The sequence below is a fragment of the Roseateles sp. FW301-B2 genome, from assembly GCF_058788955.1.
The window spans coordinates 1-22,306 of sequence record NZ_JBYTBE010000048.1 but is presented as its reverse complement, the minus strand read 5'-3'; the positions used below and the strand labels follow the sequence as shown (position 1 = coordinate 22,306).

At 70.1% G+C, this 22,306-nt stretch carries 30 protein-coding genes; 13 read left to right on the top strand and 17 right to left on the bottom strand.

From position 1 onward, the window contains the following. Positions 1-12: 12 nt before the first annotated feature. Positions 13-936 (bottom strand): LysR family transcriptional regulator, encoded by a 924-nt coding sequence (locus AC3WQY_RS22820; protein ID WP_285235019.1) that lies wholly within the window; start codon positions 934-936, stop codon positions 13-15. Positions 937-1,071: 135 nt separating this feature from the next. Between AC3WQY_RS22820 and AC3WQY_RS22815 the strand changes: the two genes are divergently transcribed. From AC3WQY_RS22815 to AC3WQY_RS22800, 4 genes are all read left to right on the top strand, one after another. Further along, the gene (locus tag AC3WQY_RS22815) at positions 1,072-1,983 is read left to right on the top strand and encodes a 3-hydroxyacyl-CoA dehydrogenase family protein (protein ID WP_492710844.1); all 912 of its coding nucleotides are present in this window, start codon (positions 1,072-1,074) and stop codon (positions 1,981-1,983) included. Then, a complete protein-coding gene (locus AC3WQY_RS22810; protein ID WP_492710834.1) occupies positions 1,980-2,795 on the top strand; it encodes a beta-keto acid cleavage family enzyme in 816 nt (271 codons plus the stop codon). The genes AC3WQY_RS22815 and AC3WQY_RS22810 overlap by 4 nt, the downstream gene beginning before the upstream one ends. A 29-nt stretch (positions 2,796-2,824) precedes the next feature. Further along, positions 2,825-3,802, top strand: coding sequence for a Bug family tripartite tricarboxylate transporter substrate binding protein (locus AC3WQY_RS22805; RefSeq protein ID WP_492710833.1), 978 nt, complete (start codon positions 2,825-2,827; stop codon positions 3,800-3,802). 63 nt (positions 3,803-3,865) lie between these two features. Further along, on the top strand, positions 3,866-5,116 hold the full coding sequence (locus AC3WQY_RS22800; RefSeq protein ID WP_492710831.1) for a glycoside hydrolase family 18 protein: 1,251 nt from the start codon (positions 3,866-3,868) through the stop codon (positions 5,114-5,116). Positions 5,117-5,138: 22 nt separating this feature from the next. On the opposite strand, the gene AC3WQY_RS22795 is transcribed toward AC3WQY_RS22800, so the two are convergent. Further along, complete coding sequence (locus tag AC3WQY_RS22795) at positions 5,139-5,873, bottom strand: substrate-binding periplasmic protein (RefSeq protein WP_492710830.1); 735 nt, start codon at positions 5,871-5,873, stop codon at positions 5,139-5,141. 145 nt (positions 5,874-6,018) lie between these two features. On the opposite strand from AC3WQY_RS22795, the gene AC3WQY_RS22790 reads away from it, so the two are divergent. After that, positions 6,019-6,984 carry a dipeptidase gene (locus AC3WQY_RS22790; RefSeq protein WP_492710829.1) on the top strand — a complete coding sequence of 322 codons (966 nt, stop codon included), beginning with the start codon at positions 6,019-6,021 and terminating at the stop codon, positions 6,982-6,984. A 95-nt stretch (positions 6,985-7,079) separates the two neighbouring features. Further along, positions 7,080-7,217, top strand: coding sequence for a hypothetical protein (locus tag AC3WQY_RS22785; RefSeq protein WP_285235025.1), 138 nt, complete (start codon positions 7,080-7,082; stop codon positions 7,215-7,217). A 16-nt stretch (positions 7,218-7,233) separates the two neighbouring features. Here the strand turns inward: AC3WQY_RS22785 and AC3WQY_RS22780 are convergent, their stop codons facing one another. Together AC3WQY_RS22780 and AC3WQY_RS22775 are read right to left on the bottom strand one after the other, a co-directional pair. After that, positions 7,234-7,827 carry a hypothetical protein gene (locus AC3WQY_RS22780; RefSeq protein ID WP_492710827.1) on the bottom strand — a complete coding sequence of 198 codons (594 nt, stop codon included), beginning with the start codon at positions 7,825-7,827 and terminating at the stop codon, positions 7,234-7,236. A gap of 36 nt (positions 7,828-7,863) precedes the next feature. Beyond that, positions 7,864-8,310: an energy transducer TonB gene (locus AC3WQY_RS22775; RefSeq protein WP_492710826.1), complete on the bottom strand. Its 447-nt coding sequence runs from the start codon at positions 8,308-8,310 to the stop codon at positions 7,864-7,866. A 94-nt stretch (positions 8,311-8,404) separates the two neighbouring features. On the opposite strand from AC3WQY_RS22775, the gene AC3WQY_RS22770 reads away from it, so the two are divergent. Beyond that, complete coding sequence (locus tag AC3WQY_RS22770; RefSeq protein WP_492710824.1) at positions 8,405-8,791, top strand: methylglyoxal synthase; 387 nt, start codon at positions 8,405-8,407, stop codon at positions 8,789-8,791. Here the strand turns inward: AC3WQY_RS22770 and AC3WQY_RS22765 are convergent. The 9 genes from AC3WQY_RS22765 to AC3WQY_RS22725 form a co-directional block, all read right to left on the bottom strand. After that, on the bottom strand, positions 8,781-10,217 hold the full coding sequence (locus AC3WQY_RS22765; protein ID WP_492710823.1) for a M28 family metallopeptidase: 1,437 nt from the start codon (positions 10,215-10,217) through the stop codon (positions 8,781-8,783). The genes AC3WQY_RS22770 and AC3WQY_RS22765 overlap by 11 nt on opposite strands. A gap of 70 nt (positions 10,218-10,287) precedes the next feature. Further along, positions 10,288-10,671 (bottom strand): DUF6916 family protein, encoded by a 384-nt coding sequence (locus AC3WQY_RS22760; protein ID WP_492710822.1) that lies wholly within the window; start codon positions 10,669-10,671, stop codon positions 10,288-10,290. Beyond that, positions 10,665-11,174, bottom strand: a complete 510-nt coding sequence (locus AC3WQY_RS22755; RefSeq protein WP_492710820.1) for a GNAT family N-acetyltransferase — start codon at positions 11,172-11,174, stop codon at positions 10,665-10,667. The genes AC3WQY_RS22760 and AC3WQY_RS22755 overlap by 7 nt, the downstream gene beginning before the upstream one ends. Before the next feature lie 6 nt (positions 11,175-11,180). Continuing rightward, entirely contained in the window at positions 11,181-11,699 is a 519-nt protein-coding gene (locus AC3WQY_RS22750; RefSeq protein WP_285235032.1) for a phage tail protein, read from the bottom strand. Between the two features lie 9 nt (positions 11,700-11,708). Beyond that, the gene (locus AC3WQY_RS22745) at positions 11,709-12,227 is read right to left on the bottom strand and encodes a phage tail protein (protein ID WP_492710818.1); all 519 of its coding nucleotides are present in this window, start codon (positions 12,225-12,227) and stop codon (positions 11,709-11,711) included. A 9-nt stretch (positions 12,228-12,236) separates the two neighbouring features. Continuing rightward, a complete protein-coding gene (locus tag AC3WQY_RS22740) occupies positions 12,237-12,749 on the bottom strand; it encodes a phage tail protein (protein ID WP_492710816.1) in 513 nt (170 codons plus the stop codon). A gap of 11 nt (positions 12,750-12,760) precedes the next feature. Next, positions 12,761-13,063, bottom strand: a complete 303-nt coding sequence (locus tag AC3WQY_RS22735; RefSeq protein WP_492710814.1) for a DUF6916 family protein — start codon at positions 13,061-13,063, stop codon at positions 12,761-12,763. 20 nt (positions 13,064-13,083) lie between these two features. Next, a complete protein-coding gene (locus tag AC3WQY_RS22730) occupies positions 13,084-13,806 on the bottom strand; it encodes a PEP-CTERM sorting domain-containing protein (RefSeq protein ID WP_492710813.1) in 723 nt (240 codons plus the stop codon). A 67-nt stretch (positions 13,807-13,873) separates the two neighbouring features. Further along, positions 13,874-14,542: a dienelactone hydrolase family protein gene (locus AC3WQY_RS22725; RefSeq protein WP_492710812.1), complete on the bottom strand. Its 669-nt coding sequence runs from the start codon at positions 14,540-14,542 to the stop codon at positions 13,874-13,876. Positions 14,543-14,641: 99 nt separating this feature from the next. Between AC3WQY_RS22725 and AC3WQY_RS22720 the strand changes: the two genes are divergently transcribed. Together AC3WQY_RS22720 and AC3WQY_RS22715 are read left to right on the top strand one after the other, a co-directional pair. Next, complete coding sequence (locus tag AC3WQY_RS22720; RefSeq protein ID WP_492710811.1) at positions 14,642-15,127, top strand: hypothetical protein; 486 nt, start codon at positions 14,642-14,644, stop codon at positions 15,125-15,127. A gap of 7 nt (positions 15,128-15,134) precedes the next feature. Further along, the gene (locus AC3WQY_RS22715; RefSeq protein ID WP_492710809.1) at positions 15,135-16,475 is read left to right on the top strand and encodes a GAF domain-containing protein; all 1,341 of its coding nucleotides are present in this window, start codon (positions 15,135-15,137) and stop codon (positions 16,473-16,475) included. A 73-nt stretch (positions 16,476-16,548) separates the two neighbouring features. On the opposite strand, the gene AC3WQY_RS22710 is transcribed toward AC3WQY_RS22715, so the two are convergent. Beyond that, positions 16,549-16,794, bottom strand: coding sequence for a hypothetical protein (locus AC3WQY_RS22710; protein ID WP_285235040.1), 246 nt, complete (start codon positions 16,792-16,794; stop codon positions 16,549-16,551). Positions 16,795-16,819: 25 nt separating this feature from the next. Here AC3WQY_RS22710 and AC3WQY_RS22705 point away from each other — a divergent pair, with 25 nt between their 5' ends. Then, positions 16,820-17,101 carry a DUF427 domain-containing protein gene (locus AC3WQY_RS22705; RefSeq protein ID WP_285235041.1) on the top strand — a complete coding sequence of 94 codons (282 nt, stop codon included), beginning with the start codon at positions 16,820-16,822 and terminating at the stop codon, positions 17,099-17,101. Between the two features lie 17 nt (positions 17,102-17,118). Here AC3WQY_RS22705 and mltA read toward each other — a convergent pair whose 3' ends face one another. Further along, positions 17,119-18,303, bottom strand: a complete 1,185-nt coding sequence (gene mltA / locus AC3WQY_RS22700; protein WP_492710808.1) for a murein transglycosylase A — start codon at positions 18,301-18,303, stop codon at positions 17,119-17,121. On the opposite strand from mltA, the gene AC3WQY_RS22695 reads away from it, so the two are divergent. After that, complete coding sequence (locus AC3WQY_RS22695; protein ID WP_492710807.1) at positions 18,302-18,439, top strand: hypothetical protein; 138 nt, start codon at positions 18,302-18,304, stop codon at positions 18,437-18,439. The genes mltA and AC3WQY_RS22695 overlap by 2 nt on opposite strands. Before the next feature lie 7 nt (positions 18,440-18,446). On the opposite strand, the gene AC3WQY_RS22690 is transcribed toward AC3WQY_RS22695, so the two are convergent. Both AC3WQY_RS22690 and apaG read right to left on the bottom strand, forming a co-directional pair. Further along, positions 18,447-20,447: a site-specific recombinase gene (locus AC3WQY_RS22690; protein ID WP_492710805.1), complete on the bottom strand. Its 2,001-nt coding sequence runs from the start codon at positions 20,445-20,447 to the stop codon at positions 18,447-18,449. After that, positions 20,447-20,821 carry a Co2+/Mg2+ efflux protein ApaG gene (apaG, locus tag AC3WQY_RS22685; protein WP_492710804.1) on the bottom strand — a complete coding sequence of 125 codons (375 nt, stop codon included), beginning with the start codon at positions 20,819-20,821 and terminating at the stop codon, positions 20,447-20,449. Before apaG ends, AC3WQY_RS22690 begins: the two co-directional genes overlap by 1 nt. 38 nt (positions 20,822-20,859) lie before the next feature. Here apaG and AC3WQY_RS22680 point away from each other — a divergent pair, with 38 nt between their 5' ends. Both AC3WQY_RS22680 and rpe read left to right on the top strand, forming a co-directional pair. After that, complete coding sequence (locus AC3WQY_RS22680) at positions 20,860-21,474, top strand: DNA-3-methyladenine glycosylase I (protein ID WP_285235046.1); 615 nt, start codon at positions 20,860-20,862, stop codon at positions 21,472-21,474. A gap of 35 nt (positions 21,475-21,509) precedes the next feature. Next, positions 21,510-22,208: a ribulose-phosphate 3-epimerase gene (gene rpe, locus AC3WQY_RS22675; protein WP_492710801.1), complete on the top strand. Its 699-nt coding sequence runs from the start codon at positions 21,510-21,512 to the stop codon at positions 22,206-22,208. Positions 22,209-22,306: the final 98 nt, after the last annotated feature.

Here is a 22,306-nt window from a genome sequence, read left to right as displayed (position 1 = left end):
GCATCGTCAGCCTCAACCCTTGGCCGCGGCCGCGATCAGCGCCTGGGTCTCGCGCTGCAGCAGTTCCACCAGGGCCTGCGCGGCGGCGCTGAGCCGCCGGCCGCGCGGCGTCACCAGGCCCAGCGGGCGCGGCATCACCGGTTCCACCAGGCGCCGTCGCAGCACGCTGGGGCCCTGCGCCACCAGGGCCGCCAGCTCGGGCAGGGCGGCCACGCCCAGGCCGGCGGCCACCATGGCATTGATGGTGGCGAGGTGCTCCACCTCGTAACGCGGCGCGAAGCGCAGGCCGTTCTGCAGGAAGGCCTCCTCGGCGTACTGGCGCACGCTGGTGGGCCGCGGCATCGAGATATGCGGCAGCTCCAGGGTCTCGGCCCAGCGCAGCGGCTTCTTGCGCCGCGCCAGCGCATGCTCGGCCGGCAGCAGCAGCACGAAGCGGTCCTCCCCCAGCGGCGTGTATTCGAGGTCGGCATAGGCCGGGTTGGCGGCGGTGAGGGCGAAGTCGGCCTGGCCGGCGCGCACCAGATCGAAGGCCGGGCCCGAGAGGCTGTCCAGCATCTCCAGGCGCACGCCCGGGTATTGCGCGGCGAAGCGCGCAAACGCGGTGGGCACGGCGGTGGCGGCCAGCGAGGGCAGGGCGGCCACGCGCACGCGGCCGCTGCGCAGCTCGCTGACATCGCGCACCGCCAGCACCGCGGCATCGGCCTGCTGCTGCACCAGGCGCATGCGCTCGACGAACACCGCCCCCGCCTCGGTGAGCCGCACCGCGCGCGTGCTGCGCTCGAACAGCGCCGTGCCCAGCGCCGCCTCCAGGCGCGCGATCACGCCCGAGACCGCCGGCTGCGAGAGATGCAGGCGCTCGGCGGCGCGGCGGTAGTTGAGCGTCTCGGCCAGGGTCAGGAAGACCTCCAGCTCGCGCAGTGAGCAATTGATCAGCATGGCTGATCAATTTATCCGAAATGACGAATGGACGTATCAATTCCTTGTTCCTAGACTGGCCTGCAGACGGAGCAGGAGTGACGCGTGGCGACGACCAAGGAATTGCGAACGGCGGTGGTGGTGGGTGGCGGCACCATGGGCGCCGATGTGGCGGTGGTGCTGCTGCGCGGCGGCTTCGCGGTCAGCGTGGTGGAGCAGCAGGCGGCGCGCCGCGCGCTGCTGCCCGCCTATGTGGCCGAGCGGCTGGCACCGCTGGGCCTGCAAGCGCGCGTGAGCGAGCTGCAACTGGCGGCCGGGCTGGACGAGCTGGACTGGGGCGGCATCGAGCTGGTGATCGAATGCATCCCCGAGCAGCTGCCCCTCAAGCAGGCCTTGTTTGCCGAGTTGCAGCGGCGCGCGCGGCCCGATTGCCTGCTCACCAGCAACAGCTCGAGCTTCCCCATCAGCGCGATCGCCGCGGGCCTGCCCACGCAGCAGCGCATGCTGGGCCTGCACTACTTCATGCCGGCGCATCTGGTGCCCCTGGTTGAGGTGGTGCTGGGCCCGCTGAGCGATGCCGCACTGGCCGAGCAACTGGCCGAGGCCATGCGTGGCTGCGGCCTGGTGCCGGTGCTGGTGCGCAAGGACAAGCCCGGCTTCCTGGCCAACCGCCTGCAGCATGCGCTGGCGCGCGAGGCCTTTGCCCTCATCGACGAGGGCGTCGCCAGCGCCGAGGACGTGGATGCCGCGGTGCGCTTCGGTTTCGGCTTCCGCTTTCTCGCCGCCGGCCCGGTGCTGCAGCGCGACCATGCGGGCCTGGACGTGCATTGCGCCGCCGCCGCCACCATGTACCCGACGCTCAGCAATGCCAGCGAACCCTCCGCCGCGCTGCGCGAGCGCGTGGCCCAGGGCCGCCTGGGCATGAAGGCGGGCGGCGGCTTCTACGACTGGCCGCCCGAGCGCCGTGCCGCCGAACGGGCGCGTTATGACGCTCTGCTGACGCAGGGCCTGGCCCTGCTGGCCGCCGAGCTGCCGCGGCTGCGCGGCGCACCCGGGGAGGCCGCGTGAACGAGCCGCTCATCATCACGGTGGCGCCCAACGGCGCCTACAAGCAGCCCGGCGACCATGCCCAGCTGCCGATCACGCCGGCAACGCTGGCCGCCACCGCCAAGCGCTGCTGCGATGCCGGCGCGGCCATGTTGCACCTGCATATCCGCGACGCCGCCGGACGCCACAGCCTGGATGTGGAGGGCTATCGCGAGGCCTTGCGCGTGGTGCGCGCGGCGGTGGGCGATGCGATGGTGCTGCAGGTCACCAGCGAGGCGGCCAAGGTCTACCGCGCGCCGCAGCAGATTGCGATGGTGCGCGAGCTGCGGCCCGAGGCGGTGTCGGTGGGCCTGCGCGAGCTGGACCAGCCCGAGATCGGCGAGGCCGGCCTGGCGGCCTTCTTCGGCTGGCTGGCGGCCGAGCGCATCATGACCCAGGTGATCGTCTACGACGTCGCCGACCTGCAGCGCTGGCAGGCGCTGCGCGCCACCGGCCTGATCCCCGACGCGCCCTGGTTGCTGCTCTTCGTGCTGGGCCGTTACAGCGCCGGCCAGGTCTCGTCGCCGCAGGACCTGCTGCCCTTTGTGCAGGCGCACCAGGGGCCCGAGCCCTGGGCGGTGTGCGCCTTCGGCGCCGCCGAGCATGCCTGCATGACGGCCGCCGCGGCGCTGGGCGGCCATGTGCGCGTGGGCTTCGAGAACAACCTCTACCTCAAGGACGGCAGCCTGGCGCCCGACAACGCCGCCCTGGTGCAGCAGGTGGCGCAGAGCGCTGCCGTGCTGGGCCGGCCGCTGGCCAGCGCGGCCTGGCTGCGCGCGCGCTCGCTGCCCTGAACCCTTATAAAACCACCGGAGACAAGCCCATGCACCGTCGACACCTGCTCAGCGCCGCGGCGCTCGCCCTGCTCGCCGCCAGCGGCGCGGCCCAGGCCCAGGAGGCCTATCCCTCCAAGCCGATCCGCTTCATCGTGCCCTACCCGCCGGGCGGACCTACCGATTTGATGGCGCGGCTGCTGCAACCCGAGCTGCAGCAGCGCCTGGGCGTCACCATCGTGATCGAGAACCGGGGCGGCGCGGGCGGCAATGTGGGCACGGCCGAAGTGGCGCGCCAGGCCCCCGCCGACGGCTACACCCTGCTGCTGGCGGCCAGCGGCCCGATGGCGGTGAACCAGAGCCTGTTCAAGAGCCTGAGCTACAGCCCGCTCACCGATCTGGTGCCGGTGATCCAGCTCTCCTCCTTCCCGCTGGTGCTGGAGGTGCACCCCTCGCTGGGCATCAAGACGGTGAAGGAGTTCCTGGCGCTGACCGGCAAACCCGGCGAGGGCCTGAGCTTCGCCTCGGCCGGCAGCGGCACGCCCCAGCACCTGGCCGGCGAGATCTACAACAAGGCGGTGGGCGCGAAGCTCAGTCACATCCCCTACCGCGGCGCCGGCCCGGCGCTGAACGATCTGCTGGGCGGCCAGGTGAAGGTGATGTTCGACGTGCTGGGCAGCTCGTTGCCGCACATCAACAGCGGCAAGCTGGTGCCGCTGGCGGTGACCTCGGCGCAGCGCAGCCCGGCGCTGCCGAACGTGCCGACGCTGGCGGAGTCGGGCCTGGCGAACTTCGAGGTCACCGCCTGGCATGGCATCGCGATGCGCGCCGGCACGCCGGCGGCCCATGTGCAAAAGCTCAACAGCACCCTGCAGGCGATCTTCAAGGAGCCCGCCTTCCGCAAGAAATGGGAGCAGCTGGGCACGCCGGTGGTGGCTGGCAGCGCCGAGAGCTTCGGCCAGCTGATACGTACCGAGTCGGTCCGGCTGGGGCGAGTGGTGCGCGAATCTGGCGCCACGGCGGACTGATATTGGTATTTGATTGGCATTCAATTTCGGGTAGGCTTGCGGCCTCTGCCCGGAATCCATGCCATGCGCCGACTGTTTTTTGTTGCACTCGCTGCCAGCCTCAGCCTGCTGGCACCCCGCACCCAGGCCCAGCCTGCGGCCGAGGCGCTGTTCGCCGCCAAGGCGCTCGACTTCGAGCGCACCAGCGCCAAGGTGGTGGGCGCCTATGTGGCGAACTGGCAGCCGCTGGCCCAGGTGGAGGCGATTCCCGCGGGCAGCCTGAGCCACATCCTCTATGCCTTCCTGCGCCTGTGCGGCCCCGGCCAATTGCCGGCCGATGCGGTGCGCTGCGAGGGACGGCAGGACTTCCAGCTCGCCAGCAGCGAGGTCGATCGTCGCTTTGACGCGGCCTTCGCCCGCCTGAAGACGCGCGCACCGCAGCTCAAGGTGCTGGCCTCGGTGGGCGGCTGGGGCGGCTCGGACCCCTTCTTCCATCTGGCCAACGACGCCGCGCGGCGCGCCGTGTTCGCGGCCTCGGTGCAGCAGTTTCTGCGCGAGCACCCGGCCTTCGATGGTGTCGATATCGATTGGGAACACCCCGGCGGCAATGGCGCGGCGAACGGCGTGCCGCTCGGCAGCCCGGCCGATGGTCAGGGCTATGCGGACCTGATGCTGGACCTGCGCCGCGCGCTCGACCGGCTGACGGCCGAGACCGGCCGTCTCTACCTGCTCAGCACGGCGGTCAACAGCACGCAGGCGATCGTGCAGCGCGTCAACTTCCGCCAGGCGGCGCCGGCGCTGGACCTGGTGTTCATGATGACCTACGACTTCTACGGCGGCTGGAGCAGCGGCGCGGGCCATCACAGCGCCCTGCGCAGCTCGGCGCCCGGCACCGACGACAGCCTCGAGCGCTCGGTGCAGAACCTGGTGGAGGCCGGCGTGCCCAAGAGCAAGCTGGTGGCCGGCGTGGCGATGTACGGGCGCGGCTTCAGCGGCGTGGCCAAGCCCGTCAGCGGCGCGGCCAAGGCTGCGGTCTATCCCGGGGCCGACGGCTCGGCCGGTTACCGCGAGATTGCGCAGCGCTATCTGGGCCCGCGGGGTCAGGGCTTGCGCGGCTACCGCGCCTTGTTCGACGCGCAGACCCAGGCCTGGAGCCTCTACCACCCGGGGCTGAAGCTCTGGATGAGCTATGACGATCCGCGTGCGGTGCTGGCCAAGGGCCGCTTCGTCACCGAGCAGGGCCTGGCCGGCCTGTTCGCCTGGGAATTGAGCCAGGACAACGGCGCCATCCTGAATGCAATGAACCGCGGCCTCGGGCACCTCGCCTTGCCCTGAGCCCGCGCCGCTGCGGCCGGGCTCAACGCAGGCCGTAGCGGCCGCGGATCTCCTTGAGCACGCCGCGCTCTTCCAGCTGCTGCAAGGCGTTGCCGATGGCGCGCGCATCGGCCTCGCTGACCGACTTCTTGCTGAGCATCAGGTGCACCGGCTCGCGGGCCGGCACAAAGGGCAGCTCCACCAGTTCCAGGCCGCGCTGGGCGGCCTCGTACAGGGTGGCGCCGCGGTCGGCCATGAGGATCTCGCCGCGCGCGGCCAGCAGCATGCTGAGGCCCTGGCGCGTGTTCTCGTACTGGGAAATCAGCTTGGCCTGCTGCAACTGCGGCAGCAGGGTGGCGTACTCGACGCCGAACCAGCCCAGGTTCTGCGTCACCATCGGCACGCGGCGCTGCAGCACGGCGCCGAAGCCGTCGAGCTCGCGCAGGGCCGCGGCCCTGGCCGGCAGCGCGAACCAGGCGGTGGTCTCCATGCGGTAGGGCGGCGTGAACCAGGCCACCTCGCGGCGCTCCACGGTTTCACTGGCGGCCAGCAGGATGTCCAGCTCGCCGGCCAGGAACATCGCGTAGCGGCGCTTGCGCGGCAGGTCGGGCACGATTTCCAGCTGGCAGCCGGCCTGCTGCAGGATGGCGCGCAGCAGCTCGGGCTCGGCGCCGCTGGCCGCGCCGCGCGCATCGCGCAGGATGTAGGGCGGGAACTGACCCATCGCCACACGCAGCGGGCGATCACAGGCCGAGGCGGCCGGGGCGCAGAGCGCCATGAGCAAGGCCAGCAGTTCCAGCCATCGCCGGCCTGCTTGCCAGCACCGCGCTTGCATCTCTAGATCCGGAAAATGACAACAGCTGCAGTGTATCGAGCCATCGGCTGCCCGATACTGGCCGGATATCACGAACCCTCCCACCGCCATGACCGTCTGGGACGCCCACGCCTGCCTGCCGCTGCACCCCGATGCCAGCCTGGCGCCGCTGCAGGCCTATGCCGCCGAGGGGGTGGACTACGTGTCCATCAACGTCGGCATGGACATGAATCCGCTGGAGCAGGTGATGGCGGTGATCGCCGCATTCCGGGCCCGCATCGCCGCCGAACCCGCCCGCTATGCCCTGGTGCACCGGCTGGCCGAGCTGGACGCCGCCCGCGCCGCCGGCCGGCTGGCGCTGGGCTTCGACCTGGAGGGCAGCCTGCCGCTGCTGGGCCGGCCCGAGATGGTGGCCCTGTACCGCAGCCTGGGGGTGAACCAGATCCACTTCGCCTACAACCGCAACAACGCGGTGGCGGGCGGCTGCCACGATGAGGAGCAGGGCCTGACCCCGCTGGGCCAGCGCATGGTGGAGGCCGTCAACGCCGCGGGCATGCTGATGGACTGCTCGCACACCGGCCGGCGCTGCAGCCTGGACATCATGGCGGCCTCGGCGGCGCCGGTGATCTTCAGCCATGCCAACCCGCTGGCGCTGGTGGCGCATGGCCGCAATATCAGCGATGCGCAGATCCGCGCCTGTGCGGCCACCGGTGGGGTGGTGTGCATCTCGGGCGTATCGGCCTTTCTGGGCAGCGCGGCGCCGAACGCGGCCGATGTGGCCCGCCACGCCGCCTATGTGGCCGCGCTGGTGGGTGTGGCCCATGTGGGCCTGGGGCTGGACATCGGTTTCTCCGAGCCGGGCCTGGACGATCGCCCGCCCGGCCGCTTCGACCCCGGCTACTGGTGGCCCGCCGCGGCCGGCTATGGCGCGGCGCTGGGCGGCATCCGCTACACGCCGGTGCAGGCCTGGGGTCAGATCTTGCCGGCGCTGCAGGCCGAGGGCTTCAGCGCGGCCGATGCGGCGCTGGTGATGGGCGGCAATATGCGGCGCGTGGCCGCGCAGGTCTGGGGCTGAGCCGCAGCCATGAGGCCGGCTGAGGCCGTGCGGCAGCGTACAGACGCGACCGGCGCAGGGCTGCAACATCGGGCCTTTGATGGCAGGAGTTCGATATGTCCAAGGGTCAACGCGGCAACAAGGAAATGAAGAAACCCAAGAAGGTGGTGCCGCTGGTGCTGCCGGCGGCGGTGGTCGCCGCGGTGGCGGCCTTGCCGGCAGCCACGCACGAGCGCATCAAGAAGAAGTCCTGAGCCAGCGCCGGCAGGTTCACCTCAGCCAGCGCAGCCACTGGCTGCGCAGCACCCGGCGCCAGTCGAGCTTGGCAAAGGCATAGACCAGGGCCAGCAGCAGCAGCTGGGTGAGCAGGAAATAGGCGCCCGTCCAGCCGCTCAATTCATGCGGTAGCTGGCTCGCCGCGTAGGCGCCGCCGGCCAGCGCCAGGCTGTAGCTGACGAAGCGGCCGCAGAAGAACGGCAGGGCCAGCCAGGCCAGCGGCGCGCGCGTCATGCCATAGGCCAGGAACAGCAGGTTGGAGGGCAGCGGGCTGAGCGCGAACATCAGGAAGGCCAGCGCGCTGGCGGTGCGGCGCCGCTCCAGCGCCTCGGCCACCGCATCCAGGTTGTCGCGCATCGCGGCATTGATCCAGCGGCTGTGCGTGACGCGCTGGGCGAAGCGCGCCAGCAGCCAGCGGCCCGCGGTGGCCGCCAGCGCCGCCACCAGGCCGATCTGCCAGGCCTGCCAGAGCTGTGCCGGCGGGAAGTTGAAGCCGTAGAAGGCCAGCACCATCCAGGTGGGCGGCGCAAAGGCCGGCAGGACGTTGATGACGAGAACGGCGAGGAATAGCAGGGCCAGGGCGAGCATGGCCCGATGCTAGCCCGTCGCAAGCGCCCGCTGGCCTTACAGCTTCGGCAGCTCGACGCGCCAGGGGAAGGCCATGGCGCAGGGCTTGCCGGCACAGCGTGCGGGCTTGAAGGCGGTCTGCACCGCGATGCTGGCGGCGGCCTTGCTCAGCTCGGCATCGGGCGATTTGTACACCGCCACGCGGCGCACCTCGCCCTCGGCATTGATCTCCAGATGCAGGGTCAGCGAGCCTTCGACGCGCAGCTGGTTGGCGGCGAAGCGGACCGGGTCCGTGAGCGCCTGCATGCCTTCGCGCGGATAGGGCGGCTCGTCGCCATCGGGCAGGCCGGTGTAGGCATTGCGGAACTGGGCCTGCTGGGCCGGGCTGAGCTCGGCCCAGGCCTTGTTGGCGGGCAGCTTGGTCGCGTCGGACTGGGCGCTGGAGCAAAGGCTGGCGCCGCCCAGACAGAGGGCGACGAGGGTCTTGAGGGTCATGGCAGTCATGATGCGGGTACTCCGACGGAGAGTGGCATTGAGACGCGCGTACGGCCGGCGCAGTTGAATCAGCAATGTAACTGCCACGCCCTAAGATGCACAGATGCGAATTGCCCTGATCGCCCATGACGGCAAGAAAGACGCGATGGTGGCGCTGGCGGCCGGTTTCGTGCCGTTCTTGCGGCGCTGCCGGCTGATGGCCACCGGCACCACCGGCGGCCGCCTGCGCCGTGAGCTCGGGCTGGAGGTCGAATGTCTGCTCTCGGGGCCGCTTGGCGGCGACCTGCAGATCGGCGCCCGCCTCGCGGTGGGCGAGGTGGACGGCGTGATCTTTCTGCGCGACCCGATGACGCCGCAACCGCACGAGCCCGATATCAACGCCCTGGTGCGCGCCTGCGATGTGCACGACGTGCCCTGCGCCACCAATGTGGCGGGGGCGCGGCTGCTGCTCGCCGCCTGGGCCTCGAACAGCGCGGGCGCTAGCGCCTGAGCGGCAGCGGGTAGCTCGCCAGGCTGGCCTGGCCGGCCTTGGAAAGCGCCTGCACGCCGAAGATGACGTTGTCCTTGGAGACGCCAGGCAGACGATGGCTGGTGACCAGGCCGACATCCTTGGACTGCTGCCAGGTGGCCGAATCGGTGCTGCGCCAGACGATGCGGTAGCCGGCCAGCTCGGGCTCGGTGCCGGCGGCCCAGCTGAGCGTGCTGTCGTTGGTCAGCTCGGTGGCTTCGAGGCGCACGTTCTGCGGGGCCGCTGGCGCCAGCGCCAGCGTGGCCAGGCCCACGGCATCGATGCGCGCCACATTGGCCACATACTCGAAATCGACGAACTCGGGCAGATCGCCATAGACCACGCCGCCCTCGGTGCGCGGGTTCTGGTGCTGGTGGCGGAAGTCCTCGAAGGGTTCGGAGAAGCGCACCGCGGCATAGCCGCGCTCCAGGAAGGGCAGGTGATCGCCGCCGCGCAGATAGCGGTCGCGGCGCTGGATCAGGTTGACCTTGAAGCCGGGTAGATAACGCTCGCCCGCGGCCTTCAGATGCCGGCCCAGCTGCTGGGTGGGCAGGTCCTCGGCGCCGCCGGCCAGGGCCAGCTGGGTGAGGGGCTCGCGCCAGGCCTCGTTGGCACGCACCTCGGCCTCGCTGGCGGGGCTGTTGCTGCGCGCCTGCACCAGCAGGCGCAGCAGCGGGTCGAAGCCATCGGCAAACAGCCGCACCTGCCGCTGGTCGCGCTGGCCGGCGTCGCCGGTGGAGCTGCCGATGATGTCGTTGGTGATCATGGCCTCGACGCGCAAGCCCTTGGCGCGCGCCCGCTTGGCCCAATGGGTGGCGCCCAGCAGACCCTGCTCCTCGCCCGGCACGGCCATGAAGACCAGGGTGGCATCGAAGCTGTGCCTGGCCATCGCGCAGGCCATCTCCATCACCGCGGCCACGCCCGAGGCGTCGTCGTTGGCGCCCGGCGCCGCGCCCTCGGCGTCCATCACATCGCTGTTGCGTGAGTCGTAGTGGCCGCTTACCACCAGCAGGCGATCGCGCGCGGCGGGCGAGCTGCCGGGCAGGGTGGCCACCACGTTCACCAGCTCGGTGGGGCGGGCCACGCGCGCGCCCACGGGCTCGATGAAGCTGTCCATCTCGACCTGCAGGCGGCCGCCGGTGGCCTGGCTGCAGGCCTGCAGCTCGCGCTGTATCCAGCGCCGCGCCGCACCGATGCCGCGCGTGTCGGAGGCGGTTTCGGAGAGCGTGTGGCGGGTCTGGAAGTCCACCAGGCTGCGGATGCGGGCCTCGATGCGCGGGGCCGAGATGTCCTGCAGGATGCGGCTCAGCTTGGTGTCGGTGGCGCTGTCGGCATGAGCGTGGGCATGGGCCAGGCCAAGGGCCAGAGGGAGCGCGGCCCAAGCGGCCGCCCGCGCGATTTTCAGCATGCTGCACTCGCTGCTTCAACAGGGAGCGCCGATTGTGGCATCGCCCCCTGCCGCAGCGCGGGCGCGGCGCTCAGGCGCGTGCGCTGTGCAGCAAGTTGAAATCGGCGCGCAGCGCCTCGCTCATGTAAAGCGCGGTGGCATGGCCATCGGCATGCTCAAGCCGGTAGAGCCCGGTGGGTACCGCCCGCTCGCCCTGCGGCGTCTCGAACACCAGCGAGAACTGCTCGCAGCCGCGCCGGGCCGGGGCTGCGCTGATGCGGGCCAGGCGCACGCTGGCCCGGACCCCCTGGCCATCGTCAAGTTCAAAGTGCTCACCGAGATAGGCCTGCCAATCCAGGCGGCGGGAACGCCCGTCGAGGGCGGGTCTGCAACTGGCCGCCGCCATGGCCGCGGGCGCCGCCAGGGTGGCTGCAGTGCCGAGCATGAAGCTGCGCTTGTTCATGGTGATCAACATGGCTGACTTTCCTGCGGGTGGGAAGAAAGGGCGACCGGGCTGTGGCGGATCATGTGCTGATGCACGCCATGTGGCGCGCCATCGGCCCGGAAGCCCAGGCGTTCGTAGAGCCGACGCGCCGGGTTCTGCAATTCCACATAAATGCTGACCTGCAGGCCCTGTGCCTCGGCTTCGGCGATCAGCGCGCGCAGGCAATGGCCGCCCACGCCGCGGCCGCGCGCGGCCTCCAGCAGGCTGATGTCCAGCACATGCAGGGTATGCGGGCGGCGATCGACCCAGAGCCGGCCGACGGGCTGGCGATCGAGCTCGATGATCTGGCAGAGCGCGCGCGGATACTGTTCGGCGTAGTAGCGCCGCTGCGCCTCGAACTGCATGCCGGTGAACTCGCGGCACTGCGCCTCGTCCCAGTTGGTCAGCGCCAGCTCGGCCAGGCGGGTGCTGGCATAGATGCGCTGCAGCAGGGCTTGGTCCTGCTCGGTGGCGGGGCGCAGCTGAATCGACATGGGGCCTCAGCTGCGCGGCGGGTAGATTCCCTGCATGGCGATGCAGAAGTTCACGGCCAGGTAGGGCGACCTGTTCTCGTGCGGTTGGCTGCCGCCCGCCGCGCCGTTGCTGTCGCCCGCCATCGCGACCTGGTTGCCCGGTATGCGGTAAGCCAAGGCCGCGGCGGCCGGTGGCGCCAGGGCGGCGCCGGCAGGGCTGTCGGTCTGCGCCGAAGCCCCTGCCATCAAGGCATGGCTGTGCGCGGGCATCTCCGAGCTGAGCAGCGAGACGGTGCCGGAGCCTCCGCGCTCGCCAATGTCATACAAACTCAGCCCGGGCCCCTGGCCGACGCCCAGGGCAAAGCTGTCTTGGAGGTTGGGCAGGCCAAAGGTCACCTTGCCATCGCCGCCGTAATAGGTGCCCAGCAGCGAAAACAAGGCGGTGTTCTGGCTGATCGGCAGCAACTGGCCGTTGCAGGCCGCCCAACCCTTGGGCGCGAAGTTGAAACCGAACATGCGGATTTCTGCGACGAAGGGATCAGACATGGCGGGCCTCTAGCTCTGCGAAGGGAAGATGCCGAACAGCGAGATGATGTAGTTCACCGCGCAGTAGGGCGCCATATTGCTGTGTGGCTGCGATCCGCCGGCCGCCGGAATGGCACCGGCCGCCATCGGCACCGTCGGCACCGCCGTGTCATAGCTGTTGGCGCCGGTCTTGGCCAGCACCGTGCCGGCCGGGCTGCCGAGGCTGGCCAGACTCGTGGCCGCCCGCAGGGCATGCGTATGCATGGGCATTTGCGCGCTCGTCAGCGTGACTGTCTCGCTGCCGCCCAACTCGCCCAACTGGCGCGTGCTGCCTAGGCTCGGTCCGGTTCCCTGGTGCATCGGCACGCGCCCGCGCATGTCGGGCAGCGCAAAGGTCTGCTGGCCGTCACCGCCATAGGTGGTGCCGATCAGCTGGAAGAGCACCTCGTTCTCGCTGATCGGCAGCAGGCTGCCGTTGCAGAACGCCCAGCCGTTGGGCGCGAAATTGCCCGCGAACATGCGGATCTCTCCGACATAGGGTTGGCCCATGACGCGCTCCTAGTTTTGCGAGGGAAAGATGCCTTGCAGCGCAATGCTGAAGACCAGCACCGCATAGGGCTGCAGGTTGTTGTGCGGCTGGCTGCCGCCGCTGCGGCTGATCGAATCGGTATGCATCAGCGCGTCGCTGCTGCCGGCCGCGGCATAGCGGTTGCTGCCGCCGCGGCCCTTGGCGGCGGGCAGGGCCAGGCCGGGTGCATTGGCGTTGGCCAGATCGCCGGTGCCGTTCAGCCCATGCTGGTGGGCGGGCAGCTGGTTCATCGTGAGCGTCACCGCCTCGGCGCCGGCGCGCTGCCCCTGCGTGCTCTGCGGCCCGACATGCATGGGGCTGCGTCCGCGCAGGTCAGGCAGCGCAAAATTTGTCTGGCCGTTGCCGCCATACATGGTGCCCAGCAAGGCAAACAGCGCCTGGTTCTGGTTGATCGGCAGCAGCTGGCCGTTGCACTGGGCCCAGCCCTTGGGTGCGAAGCCAAAGCCCAACATGCGGATTTCGCCGAGGAAGGGTTCGGACATGGCGGGTACTCCTAGTTGAAGACGGCCTCGTACTGCGTGGCGCTCTGGGTGCGGCCCACGGGTACCAGGAAGATGTGCATCGCGTCGAGTTGCGGATGGCTGATGCGATAGATGCGCTGCGGCAGCAGCGGCTGCGGCGGCCCCTCGAACAGCAGGCTGAAGGGCTGGCGGCCCTGGAACACCGGCGCCGGCAAGGCCTTGGCCTCGACCAACGCGGCACTGCAGGCGGAGCCGTCGTCCAACTGCAGTTCGAAGCGATCATCGCCCACCAGGGGGCTGAAGCGCTCCAGGGTGTCGATGGCTGCCGCTGACATGGCTGCTCCCGCTGCGGGGCTCAAGGCCTGGCCGTGCTGCGGCCGCGCCACAGCAGGCCCATGGCCAGCAGGGTCAGGGCGAGGCTGCCGGGCTCGGGCACCGGGTTGCTGGTATCCGGGCGAGTCTGCAGGTCCAGCCGCACGTCCATATAGCGGTAACTGCCGTTGAAGGTATGGGCGCCGACGAACAGCAGTTCGTCGAGATCGAAGCTGACGCTATGGGCGTCGAGCCAGTGCGCATAGTGCTGCGCCGTGTCCGGGCCGGCCAGGCCGGTGCTGCCGCTGTCGGCGAAACCGTCAAAGGCGGAGGCGAGCACGCCCACGATGGTGAAGCCGGTAATGTTCAGGCCGCTGAACACATAACGCGCATGTTCGATGCCATCGCCCAGGTAGCCGGTGCGGAAGATGCCGTTGCTGTCATCGCCGGCCTCCAGCCTCAACCTGATGGAATTGCCGTCGAACTGGATGAACTCGTCGTCCAGCATCCAGTTGCCAATAGCGCCGCTGCCGATGGAGATGCCGGTGGCCACGGCAGCACTCTGGCTGGCATTGATGGGTGGATCGCCCTGGGCGGTGCCGCCGGGCGCCAGCAACTGCACCTGCACCGGGCTGAGCAGGGCGGCATGGGCTGCCAGGCTTAGCGCGAGGCTGCCAAGCAGGGCGAACCCGCGCGCTACAAGACGTGTCGAGGCAAAGCTCATGGTGACCCCTTTCAGGCGCGCATCTGGTCGGCGCTGGTTCATGAGACCAGCTTTGCCCGGCAACGTCAGCCCCCCAAGGGTAGGGGCAGGGATTGCCTCGCCCAGCAAGTCAGGGGTGCAAGTGCCGGCGCAGAAAGTCCAGGCTGCGCTCCCAGGCCAACTGGGCGCAGGCGGCGTCGAACACCTCGGGCCGCGCGCTGTTGAAGAAGGCGTGATCGGCCTGGTAGTGGTAGAGCTCGGGCTGGGCGCCGGCCGCACGCATGCTCTTCTCCAGCGCCGCGGCGGCGGCCGGGGTGCACCAGTCGTCGCGGCTGGCGAAATGGCCCTGGAAGGGGATCTTGATCTGCGCCGGGTCGGCCAGTCCGGCCGGTGGAATGCCGTAGAAACAGACCGCGGCGGCAAGACCTGGCACATGGACGGCGGCGGCCACCGTCAGCGCGCCGCCCATGCAGAAGCCCAGCACCCCGACCTTGCGGCCGCCGGCGGCCAGGCGCTGGCAGGCGCCGCGCAAGTCCTGGTGGGTGGCGTCGGCGAAGTCCAGGCCGGTCATCAGGTGGCTGGCCTCGTCGGCACTGCTGGCTAGGCGGCCGCGGTAGAGATCGGGCGCCAGGGTGGTGAAGCCGGCGGCGGCAAAGCGCTCGGCCAGGCTGCGGATATGGTCGTTCAAGCCCCACCATTCCTGGATCAGGATCAGCGCGGGGGCGGCGGCGGCGGCCTCGGCCAGATAGCCCTGGCTGGTGGCACCGTCGGGGCGCTGGAATTCGATCATCTGAGCCATGGTGTGCCTCGTTGGGTTGGCGGCCGGCGGCCAGGATAGCCGGCCCGCGGCGCGCAAGGCAAGCGGGCGTCGGTGCGCTTGCGCTTAACATCCGGCCCCATGAGCGAGCCCCCACTGATCAGCGCCGCCGTGGCCGAGTTCATCCAGTCCGGCCTGTCCATCACCGTGGCGGCGCGGGGGGCGCGCCTGGTGCCCTCCATCGCCAAGGCGGTGGCCTGCCGCGTCGATGCCGATCGGCGCGGCGTCACCGTGCTGCTGTTCGGCGCCGGCGCCGCGGCGGTGTGCCGCGACATCGAGCACAACCAGCAGGTGGCGGTGTGCTTCAGCCGGCCCAGCAACCACGAGACGGTGCAGCTCAAGGGCAGCGATGCCCGCACCCAGCCGGCCACGCCCCAGGACGTGGCCGCGGCACGGCGCAGCCTGGACCTGTTTGCCGAGGATCTCGGCCCAATGGGCTGGGGGCCCGGCTATGTCGACACGCTGTTCTGGCGCAACCCGGACGAGCTGCTGGCGATCCGCTTCACGCCGCAGGGCGCGTTTGCGCAGACCCCCGGCCCGGCGGCCGGCACGCGGCTGAAGGCCTGAGGCGGCGATGACGCGCGTCTCGCTCGATGCCATCCGCAGCTGCCTGGAGGGCGTGATCCCGGCCACCGTCGCCACCTGCTCGGCCGATGGCGTGCCCAACGCCACCTATGTCTCGCAGATGCAGTACCTGGACGCGCGCCATGTGGCGCTGTCCTTCCAGTTCTTCAACAAGACGCGCGAGAACGTCCTCGCCAATCCGCAGGTCACCGTGCTGGTGATCGATCCGGTCACCGCCGCCACCTACCGGCTCGAGCTGCTCTATCTGCGCACCGAGACCGAGGGGGCGCTGTTCCAGAGCCTGAAGGCCAAGCTGGCGGGCATCGCCTCGCACACCGGCATGAGCGGCGTGTTCAAGCTGCAGGGGGCGGACGTCTACCGCGTGCTGCTGGTGGAGCGCGTGCCCGGGCCCGAGCTGGAGCGCCCGGCGCCGGCGCGCAATCTGCTCAACGCGCTGCGCAACAGCGGCGCGCGCCTGGCCGAGTGCGGCGAGCTGTGCACGCTGTTCGACCAGGCGCTGGCCGCGCTGGTGAGCGAGTTCGGCATCCAGCACGCGCTGCTGCTGATGGCCGACGAGGGTGCGCGCTGCCTATATACGGTGGGCAGCCGCGGCTACCCAGCCACCGGCGTGGGCTCGGAGATCGCGTACGGCAATGGCGTGATCGGCGTGGCCGCGCAGTACCGCTGCGCCATCCGCATCAGCCACATGACGATGGAGTACTGTTACGGGCGCGCCGGCCGCGCCGCGGCGCTGGCGCAAGACCTGACCCTGCAGGCCGAGATCCCCTTCCCTGGCCTGCCCGAACCGCACAGCCAGCTGGCCGTGCCCATCCTCGCCGCCGGGCGGCTGCTGGGCGTGCTGTGCGTGGAAAGCCCGGAGGATCTGCGCTTCAGCTACGACGACGAGGACGCGCTGCTGACGCTGGCCGCGCTGCTGGGGCTGGCGATCCACCGGCTGCATCAGGAGGAGGACCATGCGCCGGCGGCGCGTGCCGCGGCCCTGCCCGCGCCCGCGGCGGCAGGGCCGACGCTGGAGTTGCGGCATTACGCGTTGAATCACAGCATCTTCATCGACGGCGACTACCTGATCAAGGGCGTGCCGGGGGCGATCCTGTGGAAGCTGCTGCGCCAGCACCGCGAGAGCGGGCGCGACGAATTCAGCAACCGCGAGCTGCGCATGGCCGGGGATCTGGGCCTACCCGAGGTGGCCGACAACCTCGAGGCGCGTTTGATTCTGTTGCAGCGCCGGCTCGACGAACGCTGCCCGTATATGGCGATCGAGAAGACCGGCCGTGGTCAGTTCAGGCTCAAGATGATGTGCTCCCTAAATTTGGTTGAGGCCGAGGCATAGGCCTGGGCTCAACGATAGGAGCGTGGCGCCGCGCGCGCTCGTAAATCTTGCTTCGCGCGATCTTAAGAAATTGCTAAGTGCCGGCCTGCATCAGCGCGATCAGCTCCTGGGTGAACTCGAGCGCCTCCTCCGGGGTGGCGAAGTAGTACTCGCCGCCCAGGTCGGCCACATCGCCCTCTGGCCCCACATGCACCACCGACCAGCCCTCGGCGCCGCCGCCGATCGCGCAGATGCCGAAGCTGCCGGGCGCCAGCTCGCGGGCGCTGCCGGAGGTGACGAAGATGTCGCGGCCGAGGTGGGTGTGGTAGCGTTTTAGCAAGCAAATACTTTTCGAGGGTGACGAGATGACCAAGGCGATCTGGAACGGCGTGGTGCTGGCGGAGAGCGAGGATACCGTGGTGCTGGAAGGCAACCACTACTTCCCCGCCGACAGCCTCAAGCGCGAATACACCAGCTTCAGCAACCACCGCAGCAGCAGCGACAAGGGCCAGGCCCAGTACCTGAGCCTGTTCGTGAACGGCGAGCTGAACCCCGATGCGGTCTGGTTCTACCCCGAGCCCAGCGAGTCCGCGGCCGCCATCAAGGGCCGCTATGCGTTCTGGAAGGGCGTGCAGATCATTGATTGAGCGTCGATTGAGTTCGATCAGCTGCGCGGCCACAGCACCCACATGCGCAGCGGCTGCTTCATGCGGCCGGCCTGTGCCTCGGCCTCGCTGCCCCAGCCCCAGAAATAGTCGGCCCGCACCGCGCCGGTGATGGCGCTGCCGGTGTCCTGCGCCATCACCAGGCGGCGCAGCGGCTGGTTGGAGAGCGGCTCGCTGGTGTCCAGCCAGACTGGCGTGCCATAGGGAATGCTGGCGCGGTCCACCGCGATCGAGCGGCCCGGCGTGAGCGGCACGCCCTGGGCGCCGCGCGGGCCCAGGGTTGGGTCGGGCAGGGCCTCCTCGCGGAAGAACACATAGCGCGGGTTGCTCCACAGCAGCTCGCCGAGGCGCTGCGGGTTGCGGCGCGCCCAGTCCTTGATGGCCGGCCAGGAGGCCTCGCCGGCGCGCAGCTCGCCGCGCTCGATCAGGCTGCGGCCGATCGACTGGTAGGGCTGGTCGTTGTGGCCGGCAAAGGCCAGCCGCAGCCATCTGCCATCGGGCAGGCGCAAGCGGCCCGAGCCCTGGATCTGCAGCACCAGCGCGTCCAGCGGGTCTTCCACATAGGCCAGCTCATGCCGCTTCAGGCGCGCGCGCAGCTCGCCATCGCTCTCGATCTGCTGGCGCGTGTAGTAGGGGCGGCGCTGCGCGAGGTCCGGCGGCGGGCCGTGCAGAGGGGTGCGGAAGCTGCCCTGCGGCGCCCGCCGCGCCTCCAGCATGGGCTCGTAATAGCCGGTGATCAGGCCCAGCGCCTCGCCCTCCAGGCTCTCCACCCGGTAGGGCTGCAGGTGCTTCATCAGGAACAGCTGGGCCTCCATGTCGTCGGCCGGCGCCTGCAGGGCGGCGCGCGCGCACAAGGTGGACCAGCCGGGGGCAGGTCTTGCGCAGGACTGCAGCAGGGCGGGCCAGAGCTCGGCGGCGCGGTCCTCGCCCCAGCCGGGCAGCTCGGACCAGTCATGCGCCACCCAGCGCGCGCGCTCGCGCTGCAGCACCGCGCGTTCACGCGGCGCGCTCGCCGCCGGCACGCTGGCGGGCGCGGGCTCCTGGAGCGCGGGGCCGGGAGCGGGCTCGCGCACCAGCGGCGGGGCACCGCAGCCGCTCAAGGCCAGCAGCGCGCCTAGAATCAGCGCCGCCGCGCAGTTCGCGCGGGTGCTGGAAGAGCAGAACAAAAGGGTTCGAACCGACATGGGCGTGATCTTGCTGGAAGCCTTGGGCGCCTTGGCCCTGCTGGTGTTCATTGTCTGGTGGACCATGTTCTCGGGCCGCAAGGGTGGCGAGCGCCGTCTCCCGGAAGAAGGTAAGGGCGGCGACGACCAGGCCTGAGCAGAGCTCAAGGCCGGGGCGGCAGGAAGAAGCTGCGCGGGGCGCTGCGCAGGCGTTGCCAGATCGCCCCCAGCACGCGGCGCTGGTCGTCCAGCTTGATGCCGCGCGAGCGCAGCGCCACCTTGAAGGCGAGATAGAAGCTCACGCCCAGGTTCAGGGCGCCGGTGCCCAGCACGCCGATCACGCACAGCCAGAAGGGGCTGCTCGCCATCACGCCAAGGCCCAGATTGCCGACCGCGGCGGCCAGCTGGCCGGTGGAAAGGGTGATGTGGCGCACCTCGATGGGCAGGCCGAAGAAGGCCAGCAGGGCCGGCACCAGGCCCAGCATCATGCCCAGCGAGACATTCGCCGCCAGCCCCGAGATATTGGCGCGCCACCAGGCCGCCCAGCGCTGCGCACGCGCCTGGCCCAGGCGCGCGATGATGCGCGGATTCCAGGCGATGGCGCTGTCCAGGCGGTGGAACACGAACCAGTTCTCCACCCAGCCGGCAATCAGGCTGCTGGCGAACAGCAGCACGCCGGTGAAGGCGGCGAACAGCCAGGAGGGGCCCAGCACGTTGAGCGAATGCAGCACGTAATGGGCATCGTGCTCGCCCACCGGCGTGCCGCCGAAGAGCGCCCGGCTGAGCAGTTGCACGCCCAGCACCAGCGGCGCCACCATCAGCAGATTGCCGAGGATGCCGGCCACCTGGGAGCGGAACAGATTCGCCACCTCGTCGACAAAGCTCTCCAGGCCCTCGGGCGTGGCGATGTGCTGCAGCTTGTGCGCCATCGCCGGCGCCGTCATGGCCGGCTGCTTGGTGGCCACGGTCCAGTGCAGCAGATGGATGATGACGAAACTCAGCGCGTAATTGGCGCCGGCCCAGAAGCCGGCCCAGAAGGCGGTGAGGCCCAGCGCCATCACCGCGAACTTGGCGAAGGTGGTGCCCACGATCACCAGGCCGCCGCCGGCGGCGCGCCTCAGCATGTCGCGGTACTCGCTGCGGTCGCGGGTGATGTAGTGCTCGCCGGTCGCGGCGCTGCGCTCGGCCACCTTGCGCGCCAGCAGCGAGTAATGGCGCGAGAACAGGGTGTGGATGCTGCGGCGCTCGTGCACCACGCGCACCAGGCCCGCCACCAGGCGCAGCAGCTCGCGCTGCGGCCGTTCGCTCACCAGGCAGTCCAGCAGGTCCTCGATGCGCTGGCTGCGCGCCAGCAGCTGCTCCACCTCGAACATCAGGTCCACCGAGACGCCATGCTCCTCCAGGTGCTCGGGCACGGTGGCCGCGGCCTGGTTGCAGCGCGCCAGCAGGGCGCGGAAGAACTGCAGCGCCGTCGCGAGCGCCGCGTGGTCCTGCGCGCGCAGCGCCGCCACCACCGCGTCGCCGGCCGCAGCCAGCTGCTCGAAGGGCTGGTCGCTCAGCAGCGCCTGATCCATGCGGCGGCGCATCGGCCCGGCCAGACCGGCGGCGCGCACCGCGCTCACCATCACGGTGAGGGCGCTGACGAGGGCCTCGCGCCAGTCGCGGGCGGCCTGCTCGGGCTTGAACAGCCGTGCCACGCGCTCCAGCAGCTCTTCGTCGATGGCCAGCAGCCATTGCTCGTCGGACTCGGCCGGGAACAGCAGGGCGAACAGTTCGCCCAGGTCGCGCGTGTCGGCGGTGTCGGGCAGCAGGCGCTCGCGCAGGCGCGTGAAGAACTCGCCCCACAGGTCCATGCGCGGGGCGAAGCCCACCTCGGCAAACAGGCCCAGCGCATCCGCCTCGGCCCAGACCCCGCTGATCACCGCGGCAAAGCTGCGCGCATGTTCGGGGTGGCGCTCCAGCACGTTCAGCAGATGCTTGAGGCGGCGCAGCGGCAGCGGCGTGCCGCGGTCCTCGCCGGCGGGCTCCTCGTTCCTGGCGGGGGCGTGGCGCAGCCATTCGAGCAGGCGCACCAACCAGAGATTGCGCTGCACCAGCGCGGCCTTGGGGTCGGCTGCGTTGAGCAGCGCGGTGAGGTCCCAGGCGGCAGATGCCTTGTGGGCCATCAGTGCAGGCTGGCGCTGTCGGCCAGCGCGAATTCGGGCACCTCGGCGTAGAACACCTCGGCCGCCTCGGTGACGCAGAGGTAGCGGCCCTTCATGCTGCCCTGCTTGGTGGTGATCTGGGCCCAGGAGCTGTACTGGAAGCGCTCGCCCGGCTGCAGCAGCGGCTGGTGGCCCACCACCGCCAGGCCATGCACCTCCTGCACCTCGCCGCGCGCGTCGGTGATCTGCCAATGCCTGGCCACCAGCTGGGCGGCGATGTCGCCGCTGTTCTCTATCGTCACGGTGTAGCTGTAGGCATGGAGATCCTGGGCGGCATCGGTCTGCTCGGCCAGGGGCTGCACTTGCACGCTGCAACGGAATTCGGGATGTGCCATGCGGGTCATTCTAGGGACCCTAGGCAGAATGCACGGCCATGAGCACCGATGAAACCTCTCTTTACATCGCCCCCGACGGCGGCGCGCGCTGCCGCTGGTGCGAGGCGCCCGGCTTTCCCGCCTATCTGCATTACCACGACGGTGAGTGGGGCTTCCCGGTGGACAACGACGTGCGGCTGTACGAGAAGCTGTGCCTGGAGGGCTTCCAGTCGGGCCTGTCCTGGCGCACCATCCTGGCCAAGCGCGAGGCCTTTCGCGCCGCCTTCGCGGGCTTCGACTTCGAGCGCGTGGCGGCATTCGGCGCGGCAGATGTCGAGCGCCTGCTGCAGGACGCCGGCATCGTGCGGCATCGCGGCAAGATCGAGGCGGCCATCCACAACGCCGCGCGCGCCATCGAGCTGCGCGCCGAATGCGGCAGCCTGGCGGCCTTCTTCTGGCGCTACGAGGAGGCGGCGCAGCCGGGCTGGCGGGCCGAGTCCGAGCGCTCGCGCGCGCTCTCCAAGGACCTCAAGAAGCGTGGCTGGAAGTTCGTCGGGCCCACCACCATGTATGCGCTGATGCAGGCCATGGGCCTGGTGAACGACCATCATCCGGCCTGCGTGACGCATGGCCGCGTGCTTGAGGCGCGGCGCGCCTTCAGGGTGCCCACCTAAAATCGGTCCGCATCAACTCCGAGCGCCTCGCCATCATGAGCACCACCTACCGCATCGCCCCCAGCATCCTCTCCGCCGACTTTGCCCGCCTGGGCGAGGAGGTGCGCCAGGTGCTGGCCGACGGCGCCGACTGGATCCACTTCGACGTGATGGACAACCATTACGTGCCCAACCTGACCTTCGGGCCGATGGTGTGCGAGGCGCTGCGCAAGCATGCGGTGAAGCCCGACGGCACGCCGGCGCCCATCGACGTGCACCTGATGGTGCAGCCGGTGGACAGCCTGGCGGTGGCCTTTGCCAAGGCCGGTGCCGATCTGGTGAGCTTCCATCCCGATGCCTCCACCCATGTGGACCGCACCCTGCAGCTGATCAAGGCCGAGGGCGCGCAGGCCGGCCTGGTGTTCAACCCGGCCGAGCCGCTGGACGTGCTGGAATGGGTGATCGACAAGGTCGACCTGATCCTCATCATGAGCGTGAACCCGGGCTTTGGCGGCCAGAGCTTCATCCCCTCGGCGCTGAAGAAGCTCGAGCAGGCGCGCCGCATCATCGAGAAGAGCGGCCGCGACATCCGCCTGGAGATCGACGGCGGCGTCAAGGTGGACAACATCCGGAGCATCGCCGATGCCGGCGCCGACACCTTCGTGGCCGGCTCGGCCATCTTCGGCAAGCCCGATTACAAGGCCGTGATAGCCGCGATGCGGGCCGAGCTGGCGCGCTCAGAGGCTGTGAAGTAATGGATTGCGCCCGCGCCGGGGGATCCCAGGGCGCGGGAGTAGACGCAGGCCGCCGCCCGGACTCGCGTCCGGGCCAGGGCTGCAACGCCCGCCTGCGC